Genomic DNA, 14161 nt, shown 5'->3' on the forward strand with positions numbered 1-14161 from the left:
GAGCTTGGCCGAGTGATGCCCCCACAAAGTGAGCGTTTTTCTTATGCAGCTAATTGGCTGGTTCGAGTTCGGCATTGAATGAATATAAACCAGCCAATTTTACATATACACGTGTTATAATGCGATCCTTTATTTGAATGAATGATGGTGCTTTCACACCTTAATAATCACCAATGCTTGATTTAATAGCTATTTTAAGCGCCCGTTGTAATTATTTTTGAATGGAAAAGTATTGTAAAAACACACATACACTTACCCATTATTAATGTTTTTCGGTGTTACCATTCTTTCCATAATCAGGGCTACCCTACGCCTACTAAACAATCGGAGCATTTGAGCCATAAAGTAATTCATTCGTCCATCGACACTATAATTGCGTCCTTGATCAATTCCGCGAAATCCAACCTGTACAACCTTTTCCGGGGTCGAGAGCTTTGACCCAGCAGCCAAGTCTTTGCTTCCAACTACATCGAAAAAACCCGTATCTGTTGCACCAGGGCACAGTGCGAGTACTCGTATTCCTCGTTCACGTACTTCCGCCCAAAGAGCCTCAGAGAAGGATAATACAAAGGCTTTGGTAGCTCCATAAACAGCCGAATAAGCAACAGGCATAAATGCCGCCATCGAAGCCACGTTAACGATTACTCCATCCTTACGCTCCAACATATTGGGCAGAAAACGATGTACAAGGTCTACTAGGGCAGCCGTATTCAGCATAATTTCTTCCTGCTCGCGCTCTGGGTTTATTTCCTCGAAACGCCCGTAAGTTCCAAATCCTGCATTATTGATGAGAATATCAACCGACAATCCAAGTTCGGAAATTTGATCAGCCAGTAAACGCGGGGCGTCCGCTTCAGACAAATCGTAGGTCAACGCATAAGCTTGCACGCCGTATTGGCGGTTGATTTCTCTAGCGATTGCTTCCAGTTTATCCTTGGATCGTGCTACTAGTACTACATGACAACCTCGTGACGCTAGTTGTTGTGCATATACCTTCCCAATTCCGGATGAAGCGCCAGTGATTACAGCTAACTTATTTCTATATTCATACTTTTTCAAGATAAAAACCTCCTACTACCTTCTAAGTCACGGATTATCTTTATCGTATCAACATTAGAGGTTGACAGCCACATCATGTTTATACTATTAATAAGACTAATAGCTTCCACCCCATTATCCTCGCTTTTGTGGTAATAAACTTCAAAAGAGATTATAATAATTTTTAACAAAGTGTTTTAGATTCATATGTTTCATTGCGATGTCTATACTTCTCATAAATTGGAGGTGACATGTATGACAACCAATCGTTTCTCATCCACCTTGGGTGAATTCATTAAATCACGTAGAGAACGTTTACAGCCTGCTGATGTAGGGATAAAACCACTTCAAGGTCGAAGATGCACCCCAGGGCTTCGAAGAGAAGAGGTCTCATATCTCGCTAATTTAAGTGTGACTTATTATTCTTGGCTAGAGCAAGGCAGGGGGGTAAATCCTTCACCAGAAGTGTTGCTGAATATTAGCAACGCGTTGATGTTAGATGATGACGAACAGAAGCATCTGTTTGATCTAGCCAATGTAGATCCAGCAAGTGCAGGTGTTGAAGTAGATAGTAGAAAACCCGACACCGATTTTTTGCAAACAACCGTCGATCAATTACATTATCCTTCTTTCGTGACAGGCGAGGGTACGGATGTAATCGCTTGGAATAAGGCGGCTGAACTGATTATAGCTGATTTCGGTAGCCTGCCAGAAAGCGAACGGTATATGATGAACATTATGTTTTGTAATTCGGAATACCGCCAAAGATTGGTCAATTGGGAAGAATACGCCAGATACAGCACTGCGATGTTGCGGGCAAACTTACACCATTTTAAAGATAAACCATTATATATGGAACGAATTGAACGGTTGAGGCAAAAAAGTAAGGAGTTTGTTCATTTCTTTGAATTTTATGAAATCAAGCAAAAACGGGTCGCAACTGCTTTATTTCGTCTTCCGGACGGGCAGGAGATGGAGTTTGTCGTTCACTCTGCTTCTGTTGTCGATAACGACCCAAACCTGCACTGGTGTTTCTACGTTCCAGTACATGGGTCAGGCACCGAGGAGAGATTGTCATGTCTACTAAGGACATAGGGAGCGAGTTGCGGACAATTTCATTCTATTACAGAAGTACCACCCTAAAAAGACGAGAAGTGATAACCTCATCTAAAAAGTATCTTTCTAGTTTTTTCCCTTGTATCTAACCAATTCATTATCCTTTAATTTCTTTTCTCCATATTATAAATTTACAAAGAAGCATCGGGAACAATCCCGATGTTTCTTTGTATTTCCACCACGTTTATCCGTATCCCATATTACTATTAGCAAAACTCTTATAATTGCTATTCCGCAAATTCCCTAAATAACATATATCCTGAGAACGGACAAACGCTCACAGATCTTGCCTATTTCAAAATTTTTATTTGATATTGTTATGATCTGCACCTAATCTTCACCTCTCTCTATTAATTTTTAAATAGAACAAAAAAGAGAGGAAAGATTTACGATGATGTTACGACAAATTAATAGAAAAACAAAAATATGGCTTATCCTATTGGTTCTTTTTCCACTGCTAATCGTATCAGCCTGCGCGAGCAATCCTGACAATCAACACAAGGATAGTGCTACTCCTAACAAGGACAAGGAAAACACTAAAAGTAGTGATACCGCTTTTAAGGTTGTCATTGACCCTGGACATGGTGGTAAGGATAACGGGGCAACAGGTGCTAGTGGCCAGTATGAAAAGAATTTCACTTTAAGCTTGTCCAAAAAGGTGCAAAAGCTGTTGGAGGACGAGCCACAAATAGAAGTTTTAATGACAAGAACCGATGATAGTTTTCTTTCACAAGAAAGTCGAGACAGACCGAAATATGCCAACAAGCAAGATGCGGATGTATTTCTATCTATTCATGGTAACACTTTTTCCGATTCCACTGTCTCGGGAACAGAAACGTTTTATTATCATAAACATTCCCGCCAATTGGCTCAAATCATACAGAAGCATGTAGTGGAAGCCACTGAATTTAGAGATAGAGGAATTAAAAAGGAAGAACTATTTGTTGTAAAAGATACGAATATGCCAGCTGCTTTAATAGAAGTAGGCTATATGACGAATCCTCAGGAAGAATCCAAAATGTGGACTGACGAATTTCAATCACGTGTTGCCACTTCCATAGTTAAAGGGATTAAAGAATATAGAGAAAAATCAGAAGAACAAGGCATTTTGGAATGGATTTCTTAGCAATATCTAAAGTTTTCTGATAGGCCATCCCACAAAAAGGATGGCTTTTACTTTTTCATTTTTAGTTTAATTCCATTTCAGATTTATCGCTTCTTTCGTTCATTATATTAATCTTTCAACAAGCAAAAAAACAAAGAGAATCGAGGTCTTACCATGAAAAAGCCTATACTATTTATTTTCCTTGCCTGTTTGGTTATTCTTTATGCCTGTCAAAGTGATTTTGATGGTGATCAAAGGGAATCAAGGACAAATAATTCTGCGATTACAACTCCTAACAAAAAATCAGAAACTGATAACCAAACATCCTTAAAATCTAACCATTCACAAGAAAATACTAAAAGGACTGTCTACTTAACCTTTGATGACGGCCCTACTGCTGCAACATCTGAGATTTTAGCTGCTTTACACCAATTTCATGCTACGGCGACCTTTTTCATGCTAGAACCTTCCATGAAGGAATCACCAGAAGTCGTTGAACAAATCGTAGAGGAAGGTCATGCTGTCGGGTTACATGGCGTGACCCATGACATCTACCATTTTTATCAATCAGAACAAGCTGCCCTGGAAGAAATGACTACTGCTCAGAAGACACTTCAACAAATAACTGGGGTCCAGTCCAATCTGATTCGAACACCATATGGTAGTGTTCCGTATTTAACGGAATCATTTCGGAAGGTTTTAGACAGCAATGGATTTAAAGTGTGGGATTGGAATGTAGACAGCAGTGATTGGTCTTTATCTGATGAAGAATATGTAGATTCGGTGATTGGACAAATAGAAAAGTTAGATAAAGCGGGAGTAACACCTATAATTCTGATGCATGATAAACAAAATACAGCCGACCATTTGTCTATTCTATTAACCTATCTATCAGAACATGGATTTCAGGCTAGAAAAATCGAAGAAGATATACAACCATATAACTTTAATTGTTATCAACGTTGTCACCGACTATCTACACAAAAGTGAGAAAAATAAGCAATCGAAAAGAAGTCTAAAACCGTCATTTGTGGTATGGTGAATAAAACAAGAAGGGAGTAGATAAGATGAAAACGCAAAATCATCTGCAGCTACCAAATATCGTATCACGTGACGAATGGCTGGAGGCGCGTAAGGAATTGCTCGCTAAAGAGAAGGAATTCACGAAGGCGCGTGATGCACTAAGTGCTGAACGTCGTCGCCTCCCAATGATAGAGTTGGATAAGGACTATGTCTTGGATGGGCCAAATGGTAAGGCCCGTTTGCTTGATCTATTTGAAGGACGCCCTCAGCTTATCGTGCATCACTTCATGTTCGATCCTGAGTGGGAAGCGGGCTGTCCGGCTTGCTCGTTGGCTGCCGACAACATCGGTCATCTCGCCCACCTTTATGCACGTAACACATCACTAGCACTCATCTCCCGTGCCCCACTTCCCAAGCTGCAACGCTACAAGGAACGCATGGGCTGGAACATCCCTTGGTACTCATCCTATGATAGCAACTTTAACTATGATTTTCACGTGACACTGGATGAATCCGTAGCTCCAATAGAATATAACTATCTGGACAAGAACGAGCTTGTTCAGCAAGGGGTACCTGTGGATTCAGGGCAGTCAATGGAAGTGCCGGGAGTTAGTTCCTTTCTACGCGATGGCGATAGAATTTTCCACACCTATACGACCTACGCCCGTGGGACAGATATACTGATTGGCATGTTCAACTACCTTGACCTGACAGCGTTAGGTAGACAGGAGGACTGGGAGCTGCCACCAGGACGTAGTGACGGCAATGGCAAGACATGGTTACGACGACATGATGAATATGAACACACTGTTGAGACGAATTCTTGTTGCCATTCGAAAAAGGACAATCTTTAAACTGTATAGTTCAACAACCAAAAGCAATCTCTCTTAAAAATTTTTCCCTACTCCCCGTAACTATTCACGAAGAAAAAACGTTTTATAAGATGAATAGTAGTTTAACAGGAATGGAGGAGAGCTATGAAGATTCTTATATTAGGGGGTACTCGTTTTTTAGGTAAAGCATTAGTCGAGGAAGCATTAAAAAGAGGGCATGAAATTACCTTATTTAATCGTGGAAACCATAAAGAAGCGTTTCCTGAGGTCGAGCAGTTAATCGGTAATAGAGACAGTGATGTATCCGTTCTTAAGAAGCGGAAATGGGATATTGTCATGGACACATGCGGATTTGCCCCTCATCAAATTAAAAACATCGCTTCTGTACTTGGAGATTCCATCAAGCACTATACCTATATTTCGAGCATCTCAGCTTATAAAGACTGGATCCCACCCCATATTACAGAAGCGTACCCTTTAACATCCAAAATGCCGACCACTGATAAAATGAAAGAAATTGAGAATGGCAAAATCTCTCCTTACGAGTACTACGGTGCGCTGAAGGTACTTTGTGAAAAAGAAGCAGAGAAGCAATGGCCAGGACGTGTTTTGCAAATAAGAGCAGGCTTACTAGTTGGGCCGTATGACTATACGGATCGTCTTCCCTACTGGATTCAGCGTGTAGCGCGTGGGGGTCGAGTATTAGTGCCAGGGCGTTCAGATCGACCGGTGCAATTGATAGACGTAAAAGATTTAGCCACATGGGTGTTCGATATGGCGGAAAACAGAAAAGCAGGTACGTTTAATGTCACTGGCCCGAGGAATGAGTTGACTATAAAAGAGCTATTGAATAGCTGTAAAATGGTTACAAACAACGAGACCGAATTTATCTGGGCAGATGAATCGTTTTTATTAGACCGTCAAGTTCAACCATGGACGGAAATGCCTTTATGGGCTCCTGAACACTTTCCGTTAGAGGGCGAGAAAGAACCGTGGAAAGGTACTTTTCTGATCAATATAGAAAAAGCGGTTAATGCAGGTCTTTCCTTCCGACCTCTTGAAGAAACCATTCATGATGTGTATCAATGGATAAAGGAAAGTAAGTATACTGTACAGAAAGGGGGAATATCTCTAGAAAAGGAGCAGGAGCTACTAGAGGCTTGGCTTCATTAAGAGAAAAATGAAAATATAACTGTAAGATGTTAAGGCTATATAAACGAAATAACCCTTCATTGCTGTTACGCATAAGAAGGGTTATTTTGTTACGTTATTCGTTATCCCACCAACCTTTCCGAAACCTCTTGTAAACACCTGACAATTCCTCTTGACCTTGCGTTTCACGCTTAATATCATCATTGCTTACTCTTCGTCTTTAGATTCGAATTATAGGCAACTTTTCAGTTTTGTTACTTTACAAACAACTACATGGTTGCATATAATCGTTTTATGAAAGGGAATAAGGACGCTATATTCAAAGCACTTGGTGATTCGACCCGACGTCTTATATTAGACGAACTATCTGAACGAAACGAACTTACGTTGTATGAACTTACCGCACGTCTCATTATGAAGCACGACCTTTCCATTTCACGACAGGCGATAGCTAAACACCTATCTGTATTGGAAGGTGCTGGACTCATAAAATCAAAAAGAAAGGGGAAATATCGAGTACTTCTATTCAACAACGAACCACTTAAATATTTGCTTAAAGGATGGATAGATTAATCCCAACGATCTAATTTTATAGGAGGTAACAATAGGATGAAAATCATTGTAACAAGTTTATTCGTAAATGATCAGTACAAGGCATTGGCGTTTTATACGGAAAAATTAGGATTTGTAAAAAAAGAAGACGAGCCTGCCGGAGAATATAGGTGGATGACGGTAGTGTCTCCAGATGATCAAAACGGTCCAGAGGTTTTACTCGAGCCTAATGATCACCCTGCAGCAAAAGAGTATCAAAAGAGGATATTTGAGGACGGCATCCCTGCAACCATGTTTGGTGTTGCAGATATTTACAAAGAGTATGAGCGTTTAAAGGAAATAGACGTTAAGTTTACTATGGAACCAACCAAAATGGGTGAGATGATCATAGCTGTATTGGATGATACCTGTGGCAATCTTATTCAACTAATACAGAAGTAACTTAAGATAAGCGCTTTAAGTATACCCTGTCCTATTGTTAGGATGGGGTTATTACAAATTAAATAGGGGGGAAACAATGAAGAACCTTGGAATAGTTTTTATTTTTTCAGGGATTTTACTTATGGGGTTAAGTGGACTTGAAAAGGTTCTTATTTTTTTATCAATTGATGGTAATGTACACCAAATACAAGCGGTTAAAGATTTAACACCACCGTATATTTGGAGTATCACAAATTTCACTTTTGGTTTTGGACTTATTAGCTTCATGCTGGGATTAGCTATATTTTTTAATAAACATATCATTCCAAATGCTAAATAAGGATTCATAATCAAAATGCTTGGATGATCCAAGCATTTTGATCGCTATCCCACCAATCTCTCCGAAATTCTCTCTAAATGCGTGGTCACTAATTCCTCCGGGACTGGATATGTGTGAAGCATCCCTTGATAAACAAAATTGAATTCGTCTATGTTCATTAAATCCCTCGGTGTTGTTAAGCTTGGTGGTTTCATTAGTAGCCCTTTCTTCTCATTCAAAATCGTTGCGACAAATTGGGAGCAAAAGAAAGCATTTTTTCGATTTAGATCAAAGTGGAGAATGATCGCAAGTAGACCGATCAAATTGTATCGATACTTTTCTTTCTCACGTTCGATCTTTTTCACTTTGGCGCGCATCTGCTTATATTCCTGCTCAGAAACACGACAGCTATAGATTACACATTTCGCTCGTTTAAATAGCCCCTCCCTCAACTTTTCTCGAATAAATCCCCCAATAAAAGGGTTAGCTGGCTTTTTGCGGCCAAAGCTATAGATTTCCTCTAATTGATCATCAAAGGCAATTGAAACATGGTTGTAGGATTCTCTCGTATAAATTTTAATTAACCTTGTAAAAAGCGTCCCAGTATCCGTAAATAAAATATAAATTTTTCTATCTTCCACGCCTTTACTTCCTCCCTGTTACACTTCCGATTTTCTTTTATGCACAAAGTAATACATACTAAGTGGCCACCAAATTACAGCGAATATTGGGTATACTGCCCAGATCGTGTCTGGTGAGGTAATCATATTAACCGTAATGAAAAAGATGCCAATTAGTAGGCTTGCATGAACAGAGAAGGCAACATAGCTCCTCTTCTGTGCATGATAGATTGCAAGTGGCCACCACAGCACCGCAAATATCGGATAAATCGCCCAAGGATGACCTGGTGCAAGAAAGATATTGAGAATAATGTAATAAAGCATAATACTTGTGCTCCCTACCATAGCAACTGCCAATGATTTCGCACGTTTTCCTAAATAGATAAGAATCGGCCACCACAAGATCGGTAGTATCGGGTAAAGAAACCATGGGTATTCTGGTGTTTGGATATAATTGACCACGAAAAGGAAGCCAATAATCAGTAGGCTGCATACCATTGAAAATTTTTTCTGTTCTCCTTTTACCATAAAATAATGGCTAATTGGCCAAAGCAATAACACAAAAGAAGGATAAATAAACCATGGATGAGAGCCATTAGTTATTAGATTAACGACAATTAAAAAGGCAATAGTTAGGACACTTCCTGCAATAGAAAAGCCTGTTGCATAACGACTCATTTCGCATTCTCCTTTGTACGTAGCCATCTAAAGTACATCGTTAATGGCCACCATAATACGGCAAATGTTGGGTAAACAAACCAGATAATATCAGGGGAATAATAGAAATTAATAAAGACGAATAATCCGATGATTAACGCACTGCCCCAGATCGAATAGCCAAGATTTAATTTGGTCATGTTCTTTTTTGGTTTTGGTAAGGCTGATTTGACTCCTAGTTCTTTTTTTAAATCGTCAATATCACCAAAATCTACGATCGCCTTATTGATCGCATCCTCTTCTTCCTTTCCTTGTTCCATTAAATCCAGCACTTTTTCCTCTAGGTTTTGTGTAACTTCCTGCATGACTGCATTCTTTTGTTCACTTTCTGGAATATCCTTAAATAACTCATTGACATATACTTTTATTTTCTTCAATTTAAATACCCTCCATAAATAAATCGATGATTTCCTTTGTTTCCTTCCATTCCTCAGCAATTTCCTTTAAATACGCCTTACCTAATGTCGTGATTTGATAATATTTTCTTTTTCCCCCTTTGGAAATATCTCCATAATAGGACTCAATTAGTTCCTTCTTCTCTAATCGTTGAAAAACGGCATATAGGGTAGCCTCTTTAATATGAAATCGATTATTGGTGCGTGTACTAATTTCCTTTGATATTTCATAACCATAGCGATCTTTTTCTGAAATCAATCGCAAAATGATCGAATCTAAGTGGCCGCGAATAATATCACTTCTTATCATAAGGTCTGTTTCCTGCTCCCTTCACTATTCTACGTGATAGAGTAATCATACTGCAAATTGCTCTATCTGTCAAAGTAATTTTTGAAAATTTATGGAGATTTTTCATCAGGGGTTGCTGTTTGTAGCGCAGTACCGTGATAAATTAGGCTAACAAGCAAAAAATTCTGGATATCAGACAGTTTGAGGAGATTCTCTCGGAGAGTTGTCCAATATATCAGCCATAACAATCATTTTGAGGGCTTTCCTGCGACGAACTGTCCTATATATCGTTTGGAACTTTCTCCCGCTGATTTACTTAGTAATCTCCCTCTGACATAAAAAAAGCCTCCTTCCTGCACAGAAGTGGCTATTTTTTCGTATATATCTTTATTCATTCCTTCGCTCAAAAAAAGTTAAAGTGATCTCCTTGCTTACGGCCACTTCCTTCCTTTTTTCAAATCCATTCTTTTCGTAAAATTGGACAGCTGGTGTATTTTTAGCGCCTGTTGCTACTTTTAGGACGCGATTTTGGAACTGATTCTCCACAAAGTCTAATAATTTCTGTGCAATTCCTTTTCTAAAATGATCAGGGTGGACGATTAGCCGGTGGATATCCACTTCCTCATCGGTAACTTTCACAGATATCGCCCCACATAGCTCTTCGTGCAAATAATATCCATAAAAAGTTTCTTCACAGCTCTGGATGGTTTCTACCGTATCCTTTAATGGGGGGATCTCATCTGAACCAATTATATCTGCTTCTACCTTGTAGGCTGGTATTTGAAGGTTCAGCACAGTCTCTGCTTCTCTTTTTTTGTCTATTTCTATTTCTTTAATCATGTTTACACCTATGCTACCGTTGTAATAATCGGCTGATCCTTCGTAATAATAATGGTGTGCTCATGCTGTGCACCATAGCTATCGTCAGGTATATATAATGTCCATCCATCTGTTCCTTGGTCGACATAATTTGCTCCCGTTGTTAAAAAAGGCTCGATGGTAATAACCATACCCTCTTTTAATAAACGTTGATCATGCTTGTCATAATAAGGTAAAATTTCCGTTGGTGCTTCATGTAGTGATTTTCCGATACCATGACTGCACAGGTTCATAATAACATGATAGCCACCTTTTTTAGCCTCTTGTTGAATCATTCGCCCTATTTCATTCAGCTTAACATTATGTTTAAGCGATTGGATCACCTTCATCATTGTATGGTGGGTATAGTCGCAAAGTTTCGTTAAAGAAGAGTTGTTGGGGGCAAACACAAAAGATTGTCCTGCATCAGCAAAATACCCTCCTAATTCTGCAGAGACATCAATATTTATAAGATCTCCTTCCTTGATTCTTCGATTCCCTGGGATCCCATGAGCCATTTCACGATTGATACTGATACAAGTGTAACCAGGGAAGTTATAGGTAATTTTAGGTGCTGATACGGCTCCATAGCTCATTAAAATCTCTCCACCTATTTCATCTAGCTCTTTGGTTGTCATGCCAGCCCTGACCTGACGCTTCATCTCTCTTATTGTCGTTGCCACGATTTTACCGATTTTTTTAAGTCCCTCGATATCCTGTTGATCTTCGACTGTCATCAAAGCACCTCCGATTATCTTTTTCTTTTATTTTAAGACAATATAACATTTTTAGCTACTTTCAAGAGGAATACATAGGATGAACATAGAATATTAAATAATAAGAGGAGGCGGTATTTATGAAAAGGAAAATAAATTTTTTTGGGCATCGATATAAGGGGATAACGCGTAATTAGCCCAGACGACAACGTATTTCCCCTAAAATTTAAAAATTAGGGGTATTTATAAAATGAATATTAACGTAGAATTGGTCCAACATTTAATAAAAGAGCAATTTCCAGAATGGTCCCATTTAAAAATAAAACCAGTTAAAAAGAGCGGACACGACAACAGAACTTTTCATTTAGGTGAAAATATGAGTGTAAGAATGCCGAGTGCTGAAGGGTATGCTCCTCAAGTTGAGAAAGAACATAGATGGCTACCGTTTTTATCTAAGCATCTATCCCTACCAATTTCTATACCACTTGCTAAAGGAAAACCTAATAAAGACTATCCTTACGCTTGGTCTATTTACAAATGGCTAGAAGGCGAGACAGTGACCCGCGAAAATATCGTTGATCTGAAGCAATTTGCCAAAGATTTAGGGAGATTTTTGGTAGAATTACAATCTATTGATGCAAAAGAGGGTCCTATTGCAGGTGGTCATAATTTTTATAGGGGTGGAGATTTAGCAGTATATGATGAAGAGTCAAGAAAGGCAATAGAAAATAACAAAGAGATTTTTAATGAACATTTACTGAACGAAATATGGCAGTTGTCCTTAGATTCTAAATGGACTAAAGAACCAGTATGGCTTCATGGTGATGTAGCACCAGGAAATATCCTAGTCAAAGATGGAAAGTTATGTGCCATTATTGATTTTGGCGTGTTAGGTGTTGGAGATCCTTCATGTGATGCTGCAATGGCATGGACATTTTTTGATGACAGTAGTAGAGAGATATTCAAGAGGGCATTGAAAATGGATGAAGAAACTTGGAATAGAGCAAGAGGTTGGGCTTTATGGAAGGCTTTAATTACTTATGATGATAAGAAGGATTCTAACCAAACGATAGCAGAAGAGTCATGTAGAATCATAAAAATAATCATTGATGAGTATAAAAGTTAAAAGATATAAATATTATTTCACCTCTTTCACTAAAAGGATCGTCAATAATTGACGGTCCTTTATCCATTGTTGGGAAATTAAATCAACAAAAGTAGCGGTTATGATAAAATCAAATTAGTTAAAACACTATAAATAGGGGGAATTTATGAAGTCAAAACCAATATTAAATCAAATTGGAACTACATTTATTCCTGTTAGTGACATTGAAAAGGCACGCGACTGGTATTGTGACATATTAGCATTATCATTATTTTATAAAATAACCCCGTTGGAAAATATTGTTTATTTGTAATTAGCGTGGTAAGATATAAAAGATATTTACCAAAATTTAAAAAGGGGTTTAACATGAAATGGATAAAAAAGATATTTATGTTTTCTCTAGCTTTTATTTTAGTTTTTTCAACATTGGGGACATCTGATTTATCTAATGTAAAAGCTTCTCAGTTGAAAAGTGATAAAGAAAGTGCTAATCAAGGTGATGATTCTAATTTTGTGATTTTAGTAGATGGTATTTTAATAGATGGTAAGTTTTATAGTCCAGAAGACTTTGAAGATTATTTGAAGTCAGCTGAAATTGTTTTATTAGATGATGATTATAATAGCAATGGTTCATCTGTTCAACCTTTCTTTGCATTGGCTCCTGCCATTTATTTTGTTCCTGGTATAGGACAAGTTGCATTAGTTGCAACTGGTGCAATAGTGGTTGGTGGTGTTACCATTAAAGCTGGAAGTTGGTTACATAAAACCATTTCTAATTTTTTTAACGACCCAAAAAGGGTGATTTCCTCTAATTATGGTATACCGAAATCTTTATTAGATTCAAAGGGAAAAGTAAAATTAGGTTCTTTTAAGGATAAGCATGGTAAGACTCCCCTTAATAAAAAATCTGGTACTTTTAAAAATGGAAAATGGTCAGTAGAAAAGGATACAGCCGGACATGGCGGACGTGCATGGAAACTAAAGAAAAGCGGAAAAAGAAAAGCATCCTTAGATAAAAATGGGAAAGTTCTATCTAAATGATAAATAGGAGTGAATTTATTCTATGAAAAAAATGAACTTTAATGGTTTTACACTTAAATATCATAAGTCAATTAATGTTTATGTTAATGATGAAATGAAACAAGTTATCTTTATTTCTAAAAATAATGATGAGATACATGGAATGTTAGAACTTGATGAAAGAAATAAAATTAAAATACATCCTAGATGGAATGTAAATTTTTCAGTAGAAAATACTGAAATTATTATTGACGTTAATTATAGTGAGGAAGAATAATCAAATAAAAGGGTAGCGATCGCTGCCCTATTTATTTTGTTCATTGAGTGGTTTTAAAGATAAAATTTGCAAGTCGATAGCTACTAAATTTTAATGTCTTGATGAGTGTAGCTATGAGCACACTTTCAGCAACGGAAAAAATAAACAATCAAGGGGGAAATTATGAAGTCAAAACCAATATTAAATCAAATTGGAACTACATTTATTCCTGTTAGTGACATTGAAAAAGCACGCGACTGGTATTGTGACATATTAGCATTACCAACAGATGGTGAGATTTTATTTGGTCATCTGTACATATTACCGATGAACGGAACAGGTATTGTATTAGACAGCAAAATATTTTCAGAGGAGAATATTTATAAAACGCCACCTTTTCATTTAAACACAAATAATATAGAAGAAGCTTTTCAATACATGAAAAGTAAAAATGTAGAGATTACGACAGAAATTGAAAATAATCATTGGTTTAATTTTAAAGATTTAGACGGTAATCATTTGATGATTTGTCAATGTTAGCGCATTTTAATATCTCATCGAAGGCTTGTTCCACGATTGGAGTCAAAATGAAGAGCTTACCATGATGGTAAGCTCTTCTATCTTTAT

General features: G+C 37.7%; 19 protein-coding genes and 1 pseudogene. 13 read left to right on the plus strand and 7 right to left on the minus strand.

Annotated elements, in window-relative coordinates:
* Positions 1–252 precede the first annotated feature (252 nt).
* A complete protein-coding gene (locus tag DLJ74_RS03480) occupies positions 253–1059 on the minus strand; it encodes an SDR family NAD(P)-dependent oxidoreductase (RefSeq protein WP_109983374.1) in 807 nt (268 codons plus the stop codon).
* A 234-nt stretch (positions 1060–1293) separates the two neighbouring features.
* On the opposite strand from DLJ74_RS03480, the gene DLJ74_RS03485 reads away from it, so the two are divergent.
* The 8 genes from DLJ74_RS03485 to DLJ74_RS03520 all read left to right on the plus strand — a co-directional run bounded on the left by DLJ74_RS03485 (position 1294) and on the right by DLJ74_RS03520 (position 7579).
* On the plus strand, positions 1294–2133 hold the full coding sequence (locus DLJ74_RS03485) for a helix-turn-helix transcriptional regulator (protein ID WP_109983375.1): 840 nt from the start codon (positions 1294–1296) through the stop codon (positions 2131–2133).
* A gap of 412 nt (positions 2134–2545) precedes the next feature.
* Positions 2546–3280, plus strand: a complete 735-nt coding sequence (locus tag DLJ74_RS03490) for an N-acetylmuramoyl-L-alanine amidase family protein (protein ID WP_245902251.1) — start codon at positions 2546–2548, stop codon at positions 3278–3280.
* Between the two features lie 153 nt (positions 3281–3433).
* The gene (locus DLJ74_RS03495; protein ID WP_109983376.1) at positions 3434–4249 is read left to right on the plus strand and encodes a polysaccharide deacetylase family protein; all 816 of its coding nucleotides are present in this window, start codon (positions 3434–3436) and stop codon (positions 4247–4249) included.
* A gap of 77 nt (positions 4250–4326) precedes the next feature.
* On the plus strand, positions 4327–5136 hold the full coding sequence (locus tag DLJ74_RS03500; RefSeq protein ID WP_109983377.1) for a DUF899 domain-containing protein: 810 nt from the start codon (positions 4327–4329) through the stop codon (positions 5134–5136).
* Between the two features lie 123 nt (positions 5137–5259).
* A complete protein-coding gene (locus DLJ74_RS03505) occupies positions 5260–6288 on the plus strand; it encodes an SDR family oxidoreductase (protein ID WP_109983378.1) in 1029 nt (342 codons plus the stop codon).
* A gap of 273 nt (positions 6289–6561) precedes the next feature.
* Positions 6562–6840: an ArsR/SmtB family transcription factor gene (locus tag DLJ74_RS03510; protein ID WP_054789369.1), complete on the plus strand. Its 279-nt coding sequence runs from the start codon at positions 6562–6564 to the stop codon at positions 6838–6840.
* Between the two features lie 36 nt (positions 6841–6876).
* Positions 6877–7260, plus strand: coding sequence for a VOC family protein (locus tag DLJ74_RS03515; protein WP_109983379.1), 384 nt, complete (start codon positions 6877–6879; stop codon positions 7258–7260).
* Positions 7261–7336: 76 nt separating this feature from the next.
* A complete protein-coding gene (locus tag DLJ74_RS03520) occupies positions 7337–7579 on the plus strand; it encodes a hypothetical protein (RefSeq protein WP_109983380.1) in 243 nt (80 codons plus the stop codon).
* A gap of 44 nt (positions 7580–7623) precedes the next feature.
* Here DLJ74_RS03520 and DLJ74_RS03525 read toward each other — a convergent pair whose 3' ends face one another.
* From DLJ74_RS03525 to map, 6 genes are all read right to left on the minus strand, one after another.
* Complete coding sequence (locus DLJ74_RS03525; RefSeq protein WP_109983381.1) at positions 7624–8199, minus strand: hypothetical protein; 576 nt, start codon at positions 8197–8199, stop codon at positions 7624–7626.
* 18 nt (positions 8200–8217) lie between these two features.
* On the minus strand, positions 8218–8856 hold the full coding sequence (locus tag DLJ74_RS03530) for a hypothetical protein (protein ID WP_109983382.1): 639 nt from the start codon (positions 8854–8856) through the stop codon (positions 8218–8220).
* A complete protein-coding gene (locus tag DLJ74_RS03535; protein WP_054860790.1) occupies positions 8853–9272 on the minus strand; it encodes a permease prefix domain 1-containing protein in 420 nt (139 codons plus the stop codon). The genes DLJ74_RS03530 and DLJ74_RS03535 overlap by 4 nt, the downstream gene beginning before the upstream one ends.
* A 1-nt stretch (position 9273) precedes the next feature.
* Positions 9274–9600 carry a PadR family transcriptional regulator gene (locus tag DLJ74_RS03540; RefSeq protein WP_054789214.1) on the minus strand — a complete coding sequence of 109 codons (327 nt, stop codon included), beginning with the start codon at positions 9598–9600 and terminating at the stop codon, positions 9274–9276.
* Between the two features lie 366 nt (positions 9601–9966).
* Complete coding sequence (locus DLJ74_RS03545) at positions 9967–10419, minus strand: GNAT family N-acetyltransferase (protein WP_109983383.1); 453 nt, start codon at positions 10417–10419, stop codon at positions 9967–9969.
* An 8-nt stretch (positions 10420–10427) separates the two neighbouring features.
* Positions 10428–11174 carry a type I methionyl aminopeptidase gene (gene map, locus DLJ74_RS03550; protein WP_109983384.1) on the minus strand — a complete coding sequence of 249 codons (747 nt, stop codon included), beginning with the start codon at positions 11172–11174 and terminating at the stop codon, positions 10428–10430.
* A 229-nt stretch (positions 11175–11403) separates the two neighbouring features.
* Between map and DLJ74_RS03555 the strand changes: the two genes are divergently transcribed.
* The 5 genes and pseudogenes from DLJ74_RS03555 to DLJ74_RS03575 all read left to right on the plus strand — a co-directional run bounded on the left by DLJ74_RS03555 (position 11404) and on the right by DLJ74_RS03575 (position 14074).
* Positions 11404–12279, plus strand: coding sequence for an aminoglycoside phosphotransferase family protein (locus DLJ74_RS03555; protein WP_109983385.1), 876 nt, complete (start codon positions 11404–11406; stop codon positions 12277–12279).
* A 145-nt stretch (positions 12280–12424) separates the two neighbouring features.
* A pseudogene (locus DLJ74_RS03560) lies at positions 12425–12523 on the plus strand (VOC family protein); the annotation flags it as partial.
* Positions 12524–12624: 101 nt separating this feature from the next.
* A complete protein-coding gene (locus DLJ74_RS03565; RefSeq protein WP_109983386.1) occupies positions 12625–13299 on the plus strand; it encodes a hypothetical protein in 675 nt (224 codons plus the stop codon).
* A gap of 22 nt (positions 13300–13321) precedes the next feature.
* A complete protein-coding gene (locus DLJ74_RS03570; protein WP_054789219.1) occupies positions 13322–13555 on the plus strand; it encodes a hypothetical protein in 234 nt (77 codons plus the stop codon).
* Positions 13556–13717: 162 nt separating this feature from the next.
* Positions 13718–14074 (plus strand): VOC family protein, encoded by a 357-nt coding sequence (locus DLJ74_RS03575; RefSeq protein WP_054860793.1) that lies wholly within the window; start codon positions 13718–13720, stop codon positions 14072–14074.
* Positions 14075–14161: the final 87 nt, after the last annotated feature.

This window comes from Gracilibacillus dipsosauri (assembly GCF_003176895.1).
Lineage (GTDB): Bacteria > Bacillota > Bacilli > Bacillales > Amphibacillaceae > Gracilibacillus > Gracilibacillus dipsosauri.

Coding starts and splice junctions, on each gene's coding strand:
- DLJ74_RS03485 (WP_109983375.1), top strand. CDS start 1,294: ATGACAACCAATCGTTTCTCATCCACCTTGGGTGAATTCATTAAATCA.
- DLJ74_RS03490 (WP_245902251.1), top strand. CDS start 2,546: ATGATGTTACGACAAATTAATAGAAAAACAAAAATATGGCTTATCCTA.
- DLJ74_RS03495 (WP_109983376.1), top strand. CDS start 3,434: ATGAAAAAGCCTATACTATTTATTTTCCTTGCCTGTTTGGTTATTCTT.
- DLJ74_RS03500 (WP_109983377.1), top strand. CDS start 4,327: ATGAAAACGCAAAATCATCTGCAGCTACCAAATATCGTATCACGTGAC.
- DLJ74_RS03505 (WP_109983378.1), top strand. CDS start 5,260: ATGAAGATTCTTATATTAGGGGGTACTCGTTTTTTAGGTAAAGCATTA.
- DLJ74_RS03510 (WP_054789369.1), top strand. CDS start 6,562: ATGAAAGGGAATAAGGACGCTATATTCAAAGCACTTGGTGATTCGACC.
- DLJ74_RS03515 (WP_109983379.1), top strand. CDS start 6,877: ATGAAAATCATTGTAACAAGTTTATTCGTAAATGATCAGTACAAGGCA.
- DLJ74_RS03520 (WP_109983380.1), top strand. CDS start 7,337: ATGAAGAACCTTGGAATAGTTTTTATTTTTTCAGGGATTTTACTTATG.
- DLJ74_RS03530 (WP_109983382.1), bottom strand. CDS start 8,856: ATGAGTCGTTATGCAACAGGCTTTTCTATTGCAGGAAGTGTCCTAACT.
- DLJ74_RS03540 (WP_054789214.1), bottom strand. CDS start 9,600: ATGATAAGAAGTGATATTATTCGCGGCCACTTAGATTCGATCATTTTG.
- DLJ74_RS03545 (WP_109983383.1), bottom strand. CDS start 10,419: ATGATTAAAGAAATAGAAATAGACAAAAAAAGAGAAGCAGAGACTGTG.
- map (WP_109983384.1), bottom strand. CDS start 11,174: ATGACAGTCGAAGATCAACAGGATATCGAGGGACTTAAAAAAATCGGT.
- DLJ74_RS03555 (WP_109983385.1), top strand. CDS start 11,404: ATGAATATTAACGTAGAATTGGTCCAACATTTAATAAAAGAGCAATTT.
- DLJ74_RS03565 (WP_109983386.1), top strand. CDS start 12,625: ATGAAATGGATAAAAAAGATATTTATGTTTTCTCTAGCTTTTATTTTA.
- DLJ74_RS03570 (WP_054789219.1), top strand. CDS start 13,322: ATGAAAAAAATGAACTTTAATGGTTTTACACTTAAATATCATAAGTCA.
- DLJ74_RS03575 (WP_054860793.1), top strand. CDS start 13,718: ATGAAGTCAAAACCAATATTAAATCAAATTGGAACTACATTTATTCCT.